General features: G+C 72.5%; 14 protein-coding genes. 6 read left to right on the top strand and 8 right to left on the bottom strand.

The window, feature by feature from the left end; all coding sequences use genetic code 11:
* Positions 1-91: 91 nt before the first annotated feature.
* The 3 genes from hemQ to hemE all read right to left on the bottom strand — a co-directional run bounded on the left by hemQ (position 92) and on the right by hemE (position 3451).
* Positions 92-799, bottom strand: a complete 708-nt coding sequence (gene hemQ, locus ACWEOZ_RS21945) for a hydrogen peroxide-dependent heme synthase (protein ID WP_451912536.1) — start codon at positions 797-799, stop codon at positions 92-94.
* A complete protein-coding gene (gene hemG / locus ACWEOZ_RS21950) occupies positions 796-2193 on the bottom strand; it encodes a protoporphyrinogen oxidase (RefSeq protein ID WP_451912537.1) in 1398 nt (465 codons plus the stop codon). The genes hemQ and hemG overlap by 4 nt, the downstream gene beginning before the upstream one ends.
* A 229-nt stretch (positions 2194-2422) precedes the next feature.
* Positions 2423-3451: a uroporphyrinogen decarboxylase gene (gene hemE, locus ACWEOZ_RS21955; RefSeq protein WP_451912538.1), complete on the bottom strand. Its 1029-nt coding sequence runs from the start codon at positions 3449-3451 to the stop codon at positions 2423-2425.
* 86 nt (positions 3452-3537) lie between these two features.
* On the opposite strand from hemE, the gene ACWEOZ_RS21960 reads away from it, so the two are divergent.
* Entirely contained in the window at positions 3538-4110 is a 573-nt protein-coding gene (locus tag ACWEOZ_RS21960; RefSeq protein WP_451912539.1) for a DUF3000 domain-containing protein, read from the top strand.
* On the opposite strand, the gene ACWEOZ_RS21965 is transcribed toward ACWEOZ_RS21960, so the two are convergent.
* Positions 4107-5105, bottom strand: a complete 999-nt coding sequence (locus ACWEOZ_RS21965) for a S1C family serine protease (RefSeq protein WP_451912540.1) — start codon at positions 5103-5105, stop codon at positions 4107-4109. The two genes, ACWEOZ_RS21960 and ACWEOZ_RS21965, sit on opposite strands and share 4 nt — an antisense overlap.
* Positions 5106-5284: 179 nt before the next feature.
* Between ACWEOZ_RS21965 and ACWEOZ_RS21970 the strand changes: the two genes are divergently transcribed.
* From ACWEOZ_RS21970 to ACWEOZ_RS21990, 5 genes are all read left to right on the top strand, one after another.
* Positions 5285-6625 carry a ribonuclease D gene (locus ACWEOZ_RS21970; protein ID WP_451912541.1) on the top strand — a complete coding sequence of 447 codons (1341 nt, stop codon included), beginning with the start codon at positions 5285-5287 and terminating at the stop codon, positions 6623-6625.
* 731 nt (positions 6626-7356) lie between these two features.
* Entirely contained in the window at positions 7357-8553 is a 1197-nt protein-coding gene (locus ACWEOZ_RS21975) for a thiolase family protein (protein WP_451912542.1), read from the top strand.
* Between the two features lie 8 nt (positions 8554-8561).
* Positions 8562-10622 (top strand): 3-hydroxyacyl-CoA dehydrogenase NAD-binding domain-containing protein, encoded by a 2061-nt coding sequence (locus ACWEOZ_RS21980; RefSeq protein ID WP_451912653.1) that lies wholly within the window; start codon positions 8562-8564, stop codon positions 10620-10622.
* A gap of 151 nt (positions 10623-10773) precedes the next feature.
* Positions 10774-11808: a hypothetical protein gene (locus ACWEOZ_RS21985; protein ID WP_451912543.1), complete on the top strand. Its 1035-nt coding sequence runs from the start codon at positions 10774-10776 to the stop codon at positions 11806-11808.
* A 203-nt stretch (positions 11809-12011) separates the two neighbouring features.
* Positions 12012-12851 (top strand): DUF2637 domain-containing protein, encoded by an 840-nt coding sequence (locus ACWEOZ_RS21990; RefSeq protein ID WP_451912544.1) that lies wholly within the window; start codon positions 12012-12014, stop codon positions 12849-12851.
* Between the two features lie 21 nt (positions 12852-12872).
* Here ACWEOZ_RS21990 and ACWEOZ_RS21995 read toward each other — a convergent pair whose 3' ends face one another.
* The 4 genes from ACWEOZ_RS21995 to ACWEOZ_RS22010 form a co-directional block, all read right to left on the bottom strand.
* Positions 12873-14102, bottom strand: a complete 1230-nt coding sequence (locus ACWEOZ_RS21995; RefSeq protein ID WP_451912545.1) for a sensor histidine kinase — start codon at positions 14100-14102, stop codon at positions 12873-12875.
* Positions 14099-14791, bottom strand: a complete 693-nt coding sequence (locus ACWEOZ_RS22000) for a response regulator transcription factor (protein ID WP_360549584.1) — start codon at positions 14789-14791, stop codon at positions 14099-14101. Before ACWEOZ_RS22000 ends, ACWEOZ_RS21995 begins: the two co-directional genes overlap by 4 nt.
* 94 nt (positions 14792-14885) lie before the next feature.
* Positions 14886-16202: a hypothetical protein gene (locus ACWEOZ_RS22005; RefSeq protein WP_451912546.1), complete on the bottom strand. Its 1317-nt coding sequence runs from the start codon at positions 16200-16202 to the stop codon at positions 14886-14888.
* Positions 16203-16240: 38 nt separating this feature from the next.
* Complete coding sequence (locus tag ACWEOZ_RS22010) at positions 16241-17566, bottom strand: outer membrane protein assembly factor BamB family protein (RefSeq protein ID WP_451912547.1); 1326 nt, start codon at positions 17564-17566, stop codon at positions 16241-16243.
* Position 17567: the final 1 nt, after the last annotated feature.

The following is a 17567-nucleotide window of genomic DNA, read 5'->3' on the forward strand; positions in this document are numbered from 1 at the left end:
CCACCAGATACGACAAGCTGGCCGTGCGCTACGAAGCCACCCTCACCGTCGCCGCCATCAACCAATGGCTCAAAGCTTTATGAAACGCGACCTAGGGCAGGGCAGCCACGAGCTCGGTGACCGAACGGCGGCGACCGGTGTAGAACGGCACCTCCTCGCGGACGTGCCGGCGGGCGGTCGACGCCCGCAGGTCACGCATCAGGTCGACGATGCGGTGCAGCTCGTCGGCCTCGAACGCCAGCATCCACTCGTAGTCACCCAGCGCGAACGACGCGACCGTGTTGGCCCGCACGTCCGGGTAGCCGCGGGCCATCTTGCCGTGCTCGGCCAGCATGAAACGCCGCTCCTCGTCGGGCAGCAGATACCACTCGTAGGACCGGACGAACGGGTACACGCAGATGTACGGGCGGGCCTCCTCGCCGGCCAGGAACGCCGGCAGGTGGCTCTTGTTGAACTCGGCCGGGCGGTGCAGCGCCATCTGGGACCAGACCGGGTCCAGGTGGCGGCCCAGCGCCGTCCGGCGGAACAACCCGTACGCCTCCTGCAGCGCGTCCGGCGACTCCGAGTGCCACCACACCATGATGTCGGCGTCGGCGCGCAGCCCGGCCACGTCGTACGTGCCGCGTACCACCACGTCCTTGCCGAGCAGCTGCTCGAACAGCGCGTCGACCTCGCCGGCCAGATCCTCGCGCAGGGCCGGCAGCGGCGACGCGACCTTGAAGACCGACCACATGGTGTAACGGATCGTCGCGTTCAGCTCCTTGACCCGCGCGGCATTCGTCTGCGGCTGATCGGTCATCGTTCCTCCAGGTGTTTCAGGACGTCGTCGGCGGCGCTCTCGCCGCTGGCCACACAAGCTGGAATGCCCACCCCGTCGTACGCGGCGCCGGCCAGGACCAGGCCGGGCTGGTCGCTGAGCGCCGCCCGGGCCAGGGCGACCCGGTCGAGGTGCCCCGGGGCGTACTGCGGCAGGCCGCCACCCCAGCGTTGCACCCAGGTCTCCACCGGCGGCGGCAGCTCGCCGCCGAGCAGCCGGCCCAGCTCGGCGTGGGCGGTCGCGGCCAGCACGGGATCGGGCTGTTGCAGCCGCTGCTCCTCACCGGCCCGGCCCAGCGAGGCCCGGATGATCACCGGACCGTGCTCGCGCCGCAGGTGCGACCACTTGTGGGTGAAGAACGTGGCCGCCTTGACCAGGGTGCCTTCGGTCGGCGGCACGAGGAAACCGGACAGGTCGGGCAGCGGAGTGCCGGGCGGCAACGCCATGGCGATCAGCGCCACGCTGGCGTAGTCGAGCGTCTCGATCTCGGCGGCGGCGGACAAATCCACCCCGGCGAGCAGGCGGGCGGCGGGCCTGGCCGGCACGGCGAGCACGACGGCGTCGACATCGTCGGTCTGCGGCGCCGGGACCGGGCCCAGCAGCAGCCGCCAGCCGTGCGGGGTGCGGGCGATCTCGCGGACCGGCAGGCCCAGGCTGATCCGCGCGCCGGTGGCGGCCGCCGCGGCCGCGACCAGCTGCGTCATCCCGCCGTCGACCGCGCCGAAGACCGGGCGGCCGGGCACGCGGGCGGCGGCGGCCTGGGCGGCACGCACGGCGGCGATCAGGGTGTGCTCCGTGCGGGCGGTGCGGGCCAGGGCGGGCATGGTGGTGGCCAGGGAGAGGCGGTCGGCGCGACCGGCGTACACGCCGCCCAGCATCGGGTCGACCAGCCGGTCGGCGACCTCGTCGCCGAAACGGGCCCGGACCAGCGCACCCACGGCGACGTCGGCGCCGGGATCGAGCAGCGGACGGCCCTCGTCGCGGTCCAGGCCGGCGGCCGGCCGCGCGACCGCGCCGAGCAGGCTCAGATCCCCGGGTACGCCGACCAGCGTCCCCTTGGGCACCGGCTGCAACGCGCCACCGATCGCCAGGGCGGCCGGAATCGCGGACGGGTGCACGAGGCGGTCGCCCAACCCGAGCCGCCGCACGAACCGCACGGCTGCGGACTCGCCGCCGTCCGGCCCACCGACCAGGAAGGACTCGGCGCCCCGCTCGACGGTGCAGCCGGCCAGCTCCCCGGTGCGCAACTTGCCACCGAGCCGCCCGGACTGCTCGTAGATGATGATCTCGGTGTCGGCGGGCGCCCGGTCCCTGATCCGCACGGCAGCAGCCAGCCCGGCGATCCCGCCGCCGACGACCGCAACCCGCTTCCGCACGAAACAACAGTCTCAGGCCCTGCACCCCGCCGGCCACCCGGGTCCATCAATGTGACAGGCACATCAACCACACCCGGGTCGACCGCGACCAGAGTCGCGCTGCGCCCGTCGGTGTCGAGGACGCCGAAAATGACCAGGCGCCCTTTGCCGTAGTCATTTTCGGTGGCCTCGGCACCGACCTCGTGGGGCGCAGTGCCCGCCGAGCGGAGCGAGGCCAGCAACACAGCCATCAAACAGAATGGATCAGCTCAACCAGGCGGGTGAGGACCTCCGGGTCGGTTTCCGGCATCACGCCGTGGCCCAGGTTGAAGATGTGGCCCGGCGCCGCCTTGCCCTCGGCCAGCACCCGGCGGGCCTCGCGCTCCACGACCTCCCACGGCGCGAACAGGATCGCCGGGTCCAGGTTGCCCTGGACCGCCTTGTCCGCCCCGATCAGCGTCGTCGCCTCGTCCAGCGGGGTCCGCCAGTCCACCCCGACCACGTCGGCGCCGGCCTCACCCATCGCCCGCAGCAGCACGGCCGTGCCCACCCCGAAATGGATCCGCGGCACCCCGGCCCCGGCCAGCCCGCCCAGCACCTTGGCCGAGTGCGGCAGCACGTACCGGCGGTAGTCGGCCTCGGACAGCGCGCCCGCCCACGAGTCGAAGAGCTGGACCGCGCTCACCCCGGCCCCGGCCTGGACCCGCAGGAACGCCAGGGTGATGTCGGCCAGCTTGGCCAGCAGGGCGTGCCAGAGGTCCGGCTCGCCGTACATCATCGCCTTGGTCTTCAGGTAGGTCCGGGACGGTCCGCCCTCGATCAGGTAGCTGGCCAGGGTGAACGGCGCCCCGGCGAACCCGATCAGCGGGATCGGGCCGAGCTCGGGCACCAGCAGGCGCACAGCCTCGTCGACGTAGCCGACGTCCGCCGGCTCCAGCGGGCGCAGCCGGGCCACGTCGGCGGCCGTACGGATCGGCTCGGCCACCACCGGGCCGGTGCCGGCCACGATGTCCAGGTCGACGCCGGCCGCGGCCAGCGGCACCACGATGTCGCTGAACAGGATCGCGGCGTCGACGCCGTGCCGGCGTACCGGCTGCAGGGTGATCTCGGTGACCAGGTCCGGCCGGCGGCAGGACTCGAGCATCCCGACCCCCGCGCGGATCTTGCGGTATTCGGGCAGCGAGCGGCCCGCTTGTCGCATGAACCAGACGGGCGTGTGCGGCACCGGCAGGCCGCGGCAGGCCCGGACGAACGCCGAATCTTCGAGGATCGTGGTCACCCGCGACATCGTGCCACGTGAGTGAACGGCGTCGTGCGGCGCGCCGCGCGGGCCGGTACCGCGGTGATCGGCATAGGCTTCGAGGCATGGGTCCCACGTCCGCCGCACCCGAGGCGTTCACCCGCGCCGTCACCGGGCTGCGGGCTGCCGCGCCCCGCGAGGAGATCCTGCTCGAGGAGATCGCGGCGCCGCAGCGGCTGGCCCCGTACGGCTTCGCGCTGAGCGCCACCGTCCTGCGCGACGGTGACGAGGTGGCCAGCGGCCGGCTGATCCTGCTGCACGACCCGGCCGGCCACGACGCCTGGCAGGGCAACCTGCGGCTGGTCACGCTGATCACGGCGGAGCTGGAGTCGGACATGGCCGGCGATCCGCTGCTGCCGGCGGTGGCGTGGACCTGGCTCACCGACGGCCTGGAGCAGCACGCGGCGGCCTACACGGCGATCGGCGGCACGATCACCCAGACGACGTCGACCCGCTTCGGCGAGCTGGCCGGCCCGGCCCCGACGGCCGACCTGGAGATCCGCGCCTCCTGGACCCCGACCTCGGACGACCTGGGCGCTCACCTGCAGGGCTGGTGCACGATGCTCGCCTCCACCGCCGGCCTGCCCCCACCAGGCGTGACCGCCCTCGGCAACCGCCAACGAGCGGGCGCCAACTAACAGATCTTGAAGGTGTCGCAGGCGGTCTTGATCGGGACGGCCAGGCCGATGCCTTCCGCGTCCCGGGCTTTGGCCGTGGCCAGCCCGATCACCTCGTCCGCGCTGTTCACCACCGGCCCGCCGGAGTTGCCCGGGTTGATCGGGGCGTCGAACTGGATCGTCGGGCCTTCCGAGTCGTCCGGCCGGTACGCGCTCACCACCCCGGTCGTCACCGTGTCCTCCAGGCCCAGCGGCGCGCCGACCACCACCACCTGCTGACCCGGTTTGACCGTGGCCGGCGCGGTCTCCAGGCCGGCGATCTTGCGGTTGGCGCGCAGCAGGGCCAGGTCGTTGCCCTTGCTGACCTTGACGATGGTCGCGGTCACCTCGTCCTTGCCGCGTTCCAGGAAGACCTTGCGCGCGCCGGAGTTCCACACCGATTCGACCACGTGGAAGTTCGTCAGCAGGTTGGCCTGGCCTTCGGCCGCTTTGTCGCCGACCGAGAACGCCGTACCGGTGAAGTTGCCGGCCCGGACCCGGAAGACGCTCGGCAACACCGACGACGAGATCGCCTCGGGGTCGAAGACCGCGGCGAGCTTCTGCTCGAGCTTGTCGGCCCGCTCGGTGAGCTGGTCCTGGCGTTGCAGCGCGCCGGCCAGCTGGTCCGCGCTGGCGCCGAGCCGGCTGTCCACCCGGTCGAGCCGCCAGGCCTGCCAGCCGGCCACCAGGAGCAGCACCAGGACCAGGACCATCGTCATCAGCCGGCTACGGCCGCGGCCGTTGAGCACGGCCGGCTCGGTCGCTGGATCAGCCACCACCGGGTACGCGGCCGCGCCGTCCGGCGACGGCAGGTACGGCGCACCGAACCGGCTCGCCGGGCGCGGATGACCGAACCGGGGCTCGGGCCGGTGCGCGGTGGCCCATTCGCCCGACGGGTGGTCGGGCAGGCTGAGCAGCGGGTCCTGCGGTGGCCGGCGCGGGCCCGGCACCCCGAAGGGGTCGTAGGCGGTCGTCATGCGGCGCGGGCCTCCCGGGTATCGACGCTCCGGTCTCTAGTACGGACGGAAAGGGGTCCGCGGACGGGCGTACGCGGGCTTTCTTGAAACAGGTCCGCCGGCGGCCGGAGTGGATCGAGGCCCGACGCGCCGGGACCCGGCTGCGCACACCGGGGGCGGTACCCCCGTACGGTTACGGAGTGACCGACGAAGCACCCCTGCGCCGTCGGGACGCGCCGGACCAAGCAGGGGACGGACCGCACGCCGTGCCGCCCGACCCGATGTCTGGCGGTCCCGAGAGCGAACCTGCCCGCACCTCCGTTCCCCTCACCGCACCCCGCGACGGCACGCCCCGGCCGGTCGAGACCGCCGATGAGCTGGCCGAAGTGGTCGCCCGGATGGCCTCGGGCTCCGGCCCGGTGGCGGTCGACGCCGAGCGCGCGTCCGGCTACCGCTACACCCAGAAGGCCTACCTGGTGCAGTTGCGCCGGGCCGGGGCCGGCACGGTGCTGATCGATCCGATGCCGCTGGACGACCTGCGCACCCTGGACGAGGCCCTGGCCGAGACCGAGTGGGTGCTGCACGCGGCCAGCCAGGATCTGGCCTGCCTGGCCGAGGTGGGGATGAAGCCGCGCCGGCTGTTCGACACCGAGCTGGCCGCCCGGCTGGCCGGTTTCGAGCGGGTCGGGCTGGCCGCGCTCACCGAGCAGCTGCTCGGCTACTCGCTGGAGAAGCACCATTCGGCGGCGGACTGGTCGACCCGGCCGCTGCCGGAGTCCTGGCTGACGTACGCCGCCCTGGACGTCGAGCTGCTCACCGACCTGCGCGATCTGCTGGCCGCGGAGTTGGAACGGCAGGGCAAGTCGGCGTGGGCGGCCGAGGAGTTCGCGGCCCTGGTGGCCAGCGCCGACCGGCCGCCGCGCAGCCGGCCGGACCCGTGGCGGCGCACCTCCGGCATCCACCGGGTCCGCGGCGCCCGCGCCCAGTCCCGGGTCCGCGCCCTCTGGTACGCCCGCGACGGCGTGGCGGCCCGCCGTGACTCGGCGCCGGGCCGGGTGCTGCCCGACTCGGCGATCATCGCCGCGGCCGAGCTGGACCCGAAGGACGAACGCGCACTGCTGGCCCTGCCGGGCTTCGGTGGCCGGTCGGTGCGCCGGCTGGCCCGGGTGTGGCTGGACGCCCTGGACGCGGCCCGCGCGCTGCCGGACGAAGAGCTGCCGGTGAACGTGCCGGTCGACGGCCCGCCCCCGCCGCACCGCTGGGCCGAGCGGGACCCGGTCGCGGCGGCCCGGTTGCAGCGCTGCCGGCAGGTCGTGATCGGTACGGCCGAAGCACACACCCTGCCCCCGGAGAACCTGATCAGCCCGGACTTCATCCGCCGGCTGGCCTGGTCCCCGCCGGAGGACGTGACGCCGCAGACGGTGGCAGACACGCTGCGCGGCTTCGGCGCCCGGAACTGGCAGGTAGGCCTGATCGCCGACGGCATCGCCAAGGTCCTCCCAGAGCCACCCCCGGCCGCCCCACCGCCGCCGGCCGACTGATCCGCATCTCGCCCGCCGTGACCGCTCGCCGGTCGCGGCGGGCTCTTTTTCACCTGTAACCAGCCGGCCAGCGGGAATGGGTCTCGACGCTGGGCGGCCGACCTCCTCGACGACCAAGCCTCGTTGGACTCCACTCCCGGCAGGTGCCCCATCCGCCCAGCGGTTCTCGCCCTGGAGGCCCGTCGGCAGATCTTGGAAAGATTTGGCCCCTATAGCGGCCATTTCTTACCAAGATCTCCCCACCAGAGGCCAGGCGCGAGGCGAGGCGGGAGAGGGCAGGCGAGCGCGAGGCGAGGCGGGGAGAGGGCAGGCGAGGCGAGGCGGGGTGAGGTCAGGCGGGCGCGAGGTAGGCGGGCATGGGCGAGGCTGGGCGGGAGGCGGGGCGCTCGGCGGGCGCTGGAGTGGAGGCGTAGCCGAGGGTGGAGGCGTAGCCGAGGGTGGAGGCGTAGCCGGGAGTGCCCGCTGGGCGGGCGAGGGCGAGTGGTCCCGCACATGGCAGGGAGCGCAGCGACCGGTCTCGGCGGGAGCGACGGTCAGCACCATGCAACCAGGCACGACATGACGTTGATCTCGACCTTGATCTCGACCTTGATCTCGACCCGACCCCGACCCCGACCTCGACCCCCCGCCCCCGGGAATTCGATTTCTCACATAGCTTCAAAGCGGGAGCCGGGTAGGCAACAATGTTACCGGCGAGTAGCATGAAGTCCCCGCCTGCAAGGAGGCTTGTTGTGCCCCGAGTAAGCCGTGAGGTCGTCTTCGTCGACGGCGTCCGCACCCCGTTCGGCAAGGCGGGCGGCATGTATGCCGAGACCCGCGCCGACGATCTGGTGATCCGCTGCATCCGCGAGCTGATGCGGCGCAATCCGCAGCTGCCGCCCGAGCGGGTGGACGAGGTGGCCATCGCCGCCACCACGCAGATCGGCGACCAGGGCCTGACCATCGGCCGCACCGCCGCCCTGCTGTCCGGGCTGCCCAAGACCGTGCCCGGCTACGCCATCGACCGGATGTGCGCCGGCGCCATGACCGCGGTGACCAACGTCGCCGGCGGCATCGCCATGGGCGCCTACGACGTCGCCATCGCCGGCGGGGTCGAGCACATGGGCCGGCACCCGATGGGCGAGGGCGTCGACCCGAACCCGCGGATCCTGGCCGAGAAGCTGGTCGACCCGTCCGCCCTGGTCATGGGGGCCACGGCGGAGAATCTGCACGACCGGCTGCCGGGCATCACCAAGGAGCGGGCCGACGCGTTCGGTTTGGCCTCGCAGGAGAAGACGGCCAAGGCGTACGCGAACGGCAAGCTCCAGCCCGACCTGGTCCCGGTGGCCGTGCGCGACGCCGAGCAGGGCTGGGGCCTGGCCACCGCCGACGAGGCGCCGCGGGAGACCTCGATGGCCAAGCTCGCCGGCCTCAAGACCCCGTTCCGCCCGCACGGCAAGGTCACCGCGGGCAACGCGGCCGGCCTCAACGACGGCGCCACCGCGGCCCTGCTGGCCAGCGAGGACACCGCCCGCGAGCTGGGCCTGCCGGTCGCCATGCGGCTGGTCAGCTACGGCTTCGTCGGCGTCGAGCCCGAGGTCATGGGGTACGGCCCGATCCCGTCCACGGAGAAGGCCCTGCGCCTGGCCGGCCTGACCATCGACGACATCGGCCTGTTCGAGCTCAACGAGGCCTTCGCCGTGCAGGTCCTGGCGTTCCTCGACCACTTCGGCATCGCCGACGACGACCCGCGGGTCAACCCGTGGGGCGGCGCGATCGCCATCGGCCACCCGCTGGCCAGCTCCGGCGTGCGGCTGATGACCCAGCTGGCCCGGCACTTCGCCGAGCACCCCGAGGTGCGGTACGGCATCAACGCCATGTGCATCGGCATCGGCATGGGCGGCACTGTGATCTGGGAGAACCCCCACTGGGAAGGTGCGGACAAGTGACCACGGCTCTGCCTGAATACCCGAACGAGGTCGTGACCAAGGCGCTGCTGCGTCTCGTGAGAGTGCCCGGGCTGGACAAGCCCGCCGCGCTGATCACCCTCGACAACGGCCTCGACTACAAGAAGCCGAACAGCTTCGGCCCGGCCGGGCTGCGCTCGCTCGACGAGGCGATCACCAAGGCCACCGAGGCCGAGCCGGCGTTCATCGCGCTGACCGGCAAGCCGTACATCTTCTGTGTCGGCGCCGACATCACCGGCATGCCGTTCATCACCCAGCGGGAGCAGGCTGTCGCCCTCGGCGAGCTGGGGCACTCGGTCTTCGCCCGGCTCAAGAACAGCAGCATCCCGACGTTCGCGTTCATCAACGGCGCGGCGCTCGGCGGTGGCCTCGAGGTCTCGCTGCACTGCCACTACCGCACGGTGTCGACCGGTGCCGCGGCCCTGGGCCTGCCCGAGGTCGCGATCGGCCTGATCCCCGGCTGGGGCGGCAGCCAGCTGCTGCCCAACCTGATCGGCGTGCCGGGCGCGGCCCAGGTGATCCTGCAGAACCCGCTGACCCAGAAGGTGCTCCGGCCGAAGCAGGCCCGCGAGCTGGGCATCGCCGACGAGCTCTTCGAGGCGGCCGACTTCCTCGAGCGCTCGCTGGAGTGGGCCACCGGCGTCGTCAAGGGCGAGGTCACGGTCGAACGCCCCGAGGTCGACAAGGACATGTGGGAGGGCGTGCTCTTCTTCGCCAAGCAGCAGCTCGACGAGCGCCTGCACGGCGCGGTCCCGTCGGCCAACAAGGCCCTGGAGCTGCTCGCGCTGGCCAAGGACGCGTCGTTCTCCGACGGCACCGCCGCGGAGACCCAGACGCTCGCCGACCTGATCATGGGCGACGAGTCCCGCGCCAGCCTGTACGCGTTCGACCTGGTGCAGCGCCGCGCGAAGCGTCCGGTGGGCGTGCCGGACAAGTCGCTGGCCCGCAAGGTCACCAAGGTGGGCATCGTCGGCGCCGGCCTGATGGCCTCGCAGCTGGCCCTGCTGTTCGCCCGCCGCCTGCAGGTGCCGGTGGTCATGACCGACCTGGACCAGACCCGGGTGGACAAGGGCGTCGACTACGTCCGCGGCCAGATCGACAAGATGGTCGGCAAGGGCCGGATGGACGAGGGCACCGCGGCCAAGCTGCGCGGCCTGGTCAGCGGCTCGGTCGACAAGTCCGTCTTCGCCGACGCCGACTTCGTGATCGAGGCCGTCTTCGAGAACCTCGACCTGAAGAAGCAGATCTGGGCCGAGCTGGAGAAGATCGTCACGCCCGAGGCGATCCTGGCGACCAACACCTCCTCGCTGTCGGTGACCGAGATGGCGGCCGACCTGGAGCACCCCGAGCGGGTCGTCGGCTTCCACTTCTTCAACCCGGTCGCGGTGCTGCCGCTGCTGGAGATCATCAAGGGCGAGCGCACCGACGACGCGACGCTGGCCACGGCGTTCGCGGTCGGCAAGGAGCTGCGCAAGTCGTCGGTGCTGGTCAAGGACGCCCCGGCGTTCGTGGTCAACCGGCTGCTGACCCGCTTCACCAGCGCGATCTTCCACGCGATCGACGCCGGCACCCCGCTGGACGTGGTCGACACGGCGCTGGACCCGCTGGGCCTGCCGATGCGCCCGATCGCGCTGCTGCAGCTCGTCGGCCCGGCGGTCGGTCTCCACGTGGGCGAGACGCTGCACCGGGCGTTCCCGGACCGTTTCGGCGACAGTCCCAACCTCCGCAAGATCGTCGACGCCGGCCTGCCGCTGATGGTCGACGACGAGATCAACCCCGAGGTGGTCAAGCTGGTCGAGGGCGGTTCCGCCCCGCTGACCGGTGACGAGGTACGCCGCCAGGCGCTGGACGCGCTGGCGCAGGAGATCCGGCTGATGCTGGACGAGGGCGTGGTGGCCGAGGCGCAGGACATCGACCTGTGCATGCTGCTGGGCGCCGGCTGGCCGTTCCACCTGGGTGGCGTGACGCCGTACCTGGACCGCAGCGGCACCTCGGAGCGCGTGACCGGCAAGCGTTTCCTGCCGCCGGGTGTGGCGAGCGTGCCCGCCTGACGCGCTGTCTGTGAACGGATCGACGTCCCCGTGCCCGTCCTGGGCCCGGGGACGTCTTCCGTACCGCGGCAACCAGCCGGTACGCCGATGACCACCGGCCGGGGCGGACGACTAGGCTCCCTCGTGCTGTAGCCCGATCGATGGAGCGTTGATGTCGCAGCCGCCGAACCAGCCCTACTCGGGCCAGCCCTACCCCGGCCAGCCCCAGCCCGGCCAGCCCCAGCCCGGCCAGCCCCAGCCCGGCCAGCCCTGGTCGAGTCCGCCGGGATCGGGGCAGCCGTACCCGGGCCAGCCGGGGTATCCCGGCCAGCCGTATCCGGGCCAGCCGAACCCCGACGTGCCGTCCTCGGTGCCGCCGCAGCCGGGATATCCCTCGCAACCGGCCTACGGGCCACCGTCGTATCCCCAGCCGGAGTACACCCAGGTCGACTACAACCAGCCGGAGTACGCCCAGACCGGCTACCCGCAGCCGGGCTACCCCCAGCCCGGCTACCCGCAGACCGGGCCGATGCCGGGCTTCCCGCCGCCGAAGAAGAAGTCGCGGGCGCTGCCGATCACCCTGGTGTCGATCGCGCTGGTGCTGGTCCTCTGCGTCGGTGGCGGCACCGCCGTCTACCTGGCCGGCCGTAACACCGCCGAGGGCATCGCCGACGCCATCTCCTCGGCCGCCCCGACGACCCCGACGACTGAGCCGGCCCGGCCGACCGAGCCGGTCGCGCCCACGGCCGAGATCAGCATCGTCGAGCCGAAGACGCTGGGCGGCCGGCCCAAGGTGACCGACCCGGCCTTCGCGGACCGCGTCGAGCAGCTCGAGAACAGTCTCGCGCTGGTGCCCGGCGCCACCCAGACCGTCGGGGCGCTCTACGGCCGGCCGGCGAAGCAGGACATCGTCGTGGTGGTGGCGGCCAAGACACTGGTGCCCAACCCGAAGAAGGAGCTGGACAGCGCCTTCACCGGACGAGGGGTTTCCGAGCTGAACCTGACCGGCGTGGCCAGTATCCCGGCCGGACCGCTGGGCGGCGTGGCGAAGTGCGCCAAGGGTAACGCCGGAGGGGCACCCCTGGCGATGTGCGGCTGGGCCGACGAGGGCAGCTCCGGCCTGCTGTTCTGGTACTTCACCTCGCTGAGCGACGCCAAGAAGGAGTTCATCAAGCTGCGCGGCCAGGTCGAGAAGAAGTCAAACTGACACGCCGGTAGGCCGCGTCACACGTTCGCATCGCTCCTGACACGAACGCGACGCGGTCTATCCGGTTGCGCTCATCGATGCCGTACCGAAACATCGACGCGACAGGATGATCGGCCGGGTCCCGCACGGGTCCCGGTTCTTCGTTTCGAGCTGGCAAGGAGCGTCCGGTGGTACTCCCGCAACTTCGCCGTGTCCGCTGGGCCGTGCGAGCGACCCTGGTCCTGGGCGTCGCGGCCTCCGTGGTCGCGAACATTCTGCACGCCCTGGACAACCCGATCAGCCAGGCGATCGCCGCCTGGCCGCCGCTCGCCCTGCTGCTGACGGTCGAGCTGATCTCGCGGGTCCCGGTCCACCGCCGCTCCCTGGCCTTCGCCCGCCTGATCGCCACGGCGACGATCGCCGGCATCGCGGCCTGGGTCTCCTACTGGCACATGGCGGGCGTGGCAGCCCGCTACGGCGAAACCGGCGCCTCCCCCTACCTTCTGCCCCTGTCGGTGGACGGCCTGATCGTCGTGGCCAGCATCTGCCTCGTCGAACTGGCCGGCCGCATCACCACCCTGGAGAACGAAGCCCGCGCCACACCTCTCCCGCTGAGCGCTGACACGGCCCCGGACGACAGCCTGGGACTGCCCGGCCTCATCCCTGTGCCCTCGGCCGGCAACGCCCGCCGCGGCCCCACGACAACGGCAGCACTGGCCGAGGTAGCGGCAGCACTGCCACGCAAGAGCCTGCCGAAAACTCGCGGCGCCGAGGTCTCCGCCTTCACTCCCACCCTGACCCGCCAGGGCAGGGTCACCGCACCGGTCCCTTCGCCGACCACCAAACCCGCCGCCGCCAAGGCCACCAAGGCGACAAACGACGCGAAGCCCCCGACCAGACCCCGCCGGACCCCGGCCCAGACGCTGGAAGCGGCCGCGAAGATCCAGGCCGCTCAGCCAGACATCACCGAAGCCGACCTGGCGGCGCAACTGGGCATCACCACCGCCCGCTGGCGCACCATCCGCCGCCAAGCCGACCAGAACGACCTGCGCCTCGCGGCCTGACACCGATCCCCCAGCGGAACCTCACCCGGGCGCGACGCCAAGCCCCTTGGCCCGGGGGACGGTTGCGGAAGCGGCAACAACGGGAGTGGTGTCGGCCGCCGGCAACCGCACGGAGACCTCCAACCCGCCACCGGCCTGGGCAACCGCCGAAACAGTTCCGCCGTGAGCGTCACAGACCGCCCGGACGATGGACAGCCCCAGACCGGACCCCCGGGACCCGGTCCGCTCCCACCCACCCCGGCGGAACGGCTCGAACAACCCCGGCACATCGCCCGCTTCCACCTCATAGCCGGTGTTGCCCACCACCAGCCGGGCGTGCCCGTCCGCGTTCTCGGTGCGCAGCCAGAGCTTGCCCATCAGATGGTTGTAGCGGATCGCGTTCTCGATCAGATTGCCCGCGAGCCGGTCCAGCAGGCTCGGGTCGCCGACCACCGGCGCCGCCTGCAGATCGGTCGTCACGTCGAGTTTCATCCGTTCCGCCTCGGCCTTGACCGCTGACAGCGCGTTGTAGACGCTGGTCGCCAGGTCGGCCGGCACCTTGCGGACCAGCCGCCGCCCGGACTGGGCCTCGCTGCGGGCCAGCACCAGCAGCGCGTCGACCAGGCCGTTCGCGCGTTCGGAGGCGTTGCGGACGACCTTGGCCATCCGGCGGTACTCGGCCACGTCGGCCTCGTCGTCGCTGAGCGTCACGTCGATCTCGGTGCGCATGACCGCCAGCGGGGTGCGCAGCTCGTGGGACGCGTTGGCGACGAAACGTTTCTGGGATTCGAACGCCCCGGCCAGCCGGTCCAGCATCGCGTCGAAGGTGCGGGCCAGCTCGGCCACCTCGTCGTCCGCGCCGGAGTAGCGGATGCGCTGGTCCAGCGTCTCCTCGCCGAGGCGTTGCGCGGTCGCCGTCACGAAGTGCAGCGGGCGCAGCGCCCGGCCGGCCACCGCGTACGCGCCCGCGATGCCGATGATGCCGATGGCGAAGAGCGCGATCAGGCCTTTGATCAGCAATTCCTGGGACGCCCGGTCGACCAGCTGGGTCTGCCAGGTGAGCGCGTCGAGGCGGGTGCCGTTGTCGAGCACCACCTGGGTGCCGGGTTGCAGCTGGTCCGACGGGTGCAGGGCGTCGCCGACGAGCAGCCAGGCCAGCAGCACCAGGATGGCGCCGGCCCCGACCAGCAGGATGCCGTTGAGCAGAGTGAGCCGGAGCCGCAAGGTGGGCCGCAGCCGCATCTTCTCGCGCCGGCTGGCGTAGACCGTCATACCGCGCCGCCGGCGGGCAGCACGACGACCGGTTCGGGCACGCGGTAGCCGGCGCCGACCACCGTCTCGATCAGCGGCGGGTCGCCGACCTTCTTGCGCAGGGTCATCACGGTGACGCGGACCGTGGTGGTGAACGGGTCGGTGTTGGCGTCCCAGACGCGTTCGAGCAGCTCCTCGCTGGAGACCACCCCGCCGCGCGCCTTGAGCAGCTCCTCGAGGACGCCGAACTCCTTGTTGGTCAGGTCGATCGGGGCGCCGCCGCGGGTGACCACCCGCCGGGCCTGGTCGAGGATCAGGTCGCCGACGGTCAGCACCGGCGGCGCGGCCGGGGTGGCCCGCCGGCCGAGGGCCTGGACGCGGGCCACGAGCTCCTCGAACGCGAACGGCTTGGGCAGGTAGTCGTCGGCGCCGAGCTGCAGCCCCTCGACCCGGTCGGCCACGGTGACGCTGGCCGTGAGCATCAGCACCCGGGTCAGCGCCCCGGAGGCGACCAGGGCGGCGCAGATCTCGTCGCCGTGCATGCCGGGCAGGTCCCGGTCCAGCACGACGACGTCGTAGCGCGTCACGTACGCCATCTCGTGCCCGGTCAGTCCGTCGTACGCGACGTCGACCGCCATCCCCTTGCGGCGCAGCCCCCGGGCGATCGCGTCACAGAGGTTCCGCTCGTCTTCCACCACCAGCACGCGCACCCGGGGCCCTCCGCGTTCGAAAAAATGTGGATCCACCGCACAGCCTTGCCGCCGGCCCGTAAAGAGGCCGTGAGTGCAGGCTACCGGGCAGTTACTACTCGGTCAGGGGCCAGATTGCGACGGCGGCGTCGATGCGGCGGCAGACGAGCACGTCGGTTGTGGCCTGGCAGTCCCCGGAGACGGTGGTGGCGGTGCCGAGCACCCGTACGGTGAGCCGCGCCGGGTCGAGCAGCGCGTAGAAGACGATGTCGTCGCCGATGCGCTGCCGCAGCCCCACCACGGTCCCGTCGGCCCGGGGCGGCCCGGCGGCCCGCCAGGCCCCGAAGTCGCCGTGCACGGCACCGGTATCCGGCTCGACCACCGCCAGCGGATAGCTGCCTTCCAGCCCTTCGTTGCCGCTGACCAGCAGATACGACCCGGCTTCGGCGGCTGTCGTCCAGCGCTTCTCGGTCCAGCGCAGCCGGCCGGTGCCGGGGTCGAGGGCCTGGACCCCGCCGCGATAGCCGAAGACGCAGATGGCGTCGAGGCAGTCCTGCACCCAGCGCCCGGACAGCTCGACGGTGCTGTGCCAGCGCGGGACGAGCCCGGCCAGGGTGTACGCGGTGATCCCGCCGAGCCCCCCGATGAGGATCAGGTCACCGGAGGGCCACACGGTGATGCCGCGCCGGGACCAGCCGGACGGCGCCTCGGCGTCGCCCTCGGTGACCAGCGTGCCGGTCGTGGTGTCGCGGACCTCGATGTGCCCGTCCGTGGTCGCCGTGATGAGCCGGCGCGGGAAGCCGTCGGTGAGGGCGGCCGGGGTCGTGTATCCCTGGGACGGCTGCTCGAAGGACCAGCGGGTGCGTCCGGTGACCAGGTCGAGGCCGAACCAGTGCAGGTCGCCGTACTGCGGGCTGTTCTCCCGCAGCAGCACCAGGTTGTCCGGCACCGAGACGCTCAGCAGCCGGGCCGGGGCCCGCCAGAGCGCCCGGTCGGTGCCGGCGGCGAGGGCCACCGTCGCCTCGGCGCCGACGGTGTCGACCTGGTACGACACCAGCACCGTCGACCCCACCGAGGTGACCTGGAAGATCGCCCCGGTGACGGCGACCGTGGTACGCGACTGCAGCTTCCCGGTCGGCAGCGCGTACGTGCTGACGATCTTGTGCTGGATGGCCGGGTCGTCGGCGTCGGGGCCGGCGCTGACGACGTAGAGACGGTCCTGCTCGACGAACATGTTGTCGCCGAGGCGGGCCGGCACGATGACCGGTCCGAGGGGCGCCGCCCGGGCCGCCGCGCCGCCCAGGACGACCAGCAGGACGGCGGAGAGCGCGGCCAGAGCGGCCCGGAAGCGGTGCGGCCGGCCACGGGACGCCACGGTCTCGCTCGGCAGCGTGCCGTGCTGCTCACCGAGGTCGATCAGGACGTCGCCCACGCCGCCATTGTGCGCCCGGCAACCGGTTTCCGCGTGGGTCAGGCGCGGAAGGCCCACACCTCGACGTGGTCCTCCACGTGGCAGGCGACAAGCCCAGGGCCGGCCTGGCACAGCACAGTCATGGCGGGTAGGCGGCCCAGCGGCTGCACCGCGGTAGCGCCCGGCCGGAGCAGGCCGAAGACGGTGCTGCGGTCCTTCTGCAGGTGACTCAGCAGGAAGCCGGCGCCGCCCTGCACCGGGAAGTGGTACCGCCACCGGGAGAGGTCGATGCCGGGGCGGCCGGTCGCGGCGTCGGCGGTCCGCACCGGTGTGGTCATCCCCCGCAGCTCCAGCACCGCGTCCGGGCCGAGCGCGATCAGGTCGGTGTCGGCGATCCGCCAGCGCTCGGCACCGGTACGCGGGTCCAGCACCGTCAGTTCGTCCTTGGTGCTGATACAGGTCAGCCCGGAGCAGAGGCTGGTGTTGCCGGCCGGGTCGGGCCGCCGTTGCCGCCACAACTCGTCGAGGGTGTCCAGGGCGTACGCGATCACCGGCCCACCCGTGCCGAAGGAGCCGTAGTGCGCCAGCACCGTGTTGCCGACGACCTCGCCCTGCTCGGCCCGTACGCCATGGAGGCGGGGCACGGCCCGCTGCCGCAGCACCGCGCCGGTCGTCGGGGAGATCAGGCTCAGCTGGTCGGAGGAGAGCACCACGACTGCGTTCGCCGGCGCACCCGTCCAGGCGGTGAAGACGGAACCGGGGAAGCTGCGCGACCACAGCCGGGCGCCGGTGCTGAGGTCGAGGCCGCGCAGTTCCGTACGCCGGGCCGGCTCGGTGTGCAGGGCCGCGCTGCTCGTGCCGTAGAGCTGGCCGGGGTCCCCGGAGGACGGGTCGTATTCGGTGCCGGGGCGGAAGACCTCCTCCTCCGCGTACGCGACCTTGTCGCTGATCGGCTGCACGGCGACCGGTGACGTCCACCGCTCAGCGCCGGTGCGGGCGTCGAGCACGGTGACGCCGGCCCCGGCGCGCACCACGGCGATGTCGGGCGTCGCCGCGGCCACGAGCAGCGGATCTTCGCTGGTCCCGCTCTGGCGGGTCCAGAGCTTGCGCAGCGGCTGGGCCTGCCAGGCGGTGAGCGTCCGCGGCCGGGCTTCGAGGTCCATCCCGTACAGGATGCCGCCCATGAGCTGGAAGTCGCCGGTGGCCGGGACGGCCGCCGCACCCATCCGCTGCCAGATAGTGGCGGCCGGCGGCGCCGCGCCGCCGAGCGCGAGCAGCAGCAGGGCAGCCAGGGCGAGCCCGGCCCGGCGGTAGAAGTACGCGGGCGGTGGCGTGGCCGGAGCGGGCGGAGCCGGGGTCTCGGGGCTCAGCTCGATCAGCGCCACG

The organism is Actinoplanes sp. NPDC004185 (assembly GCF_053603475.1).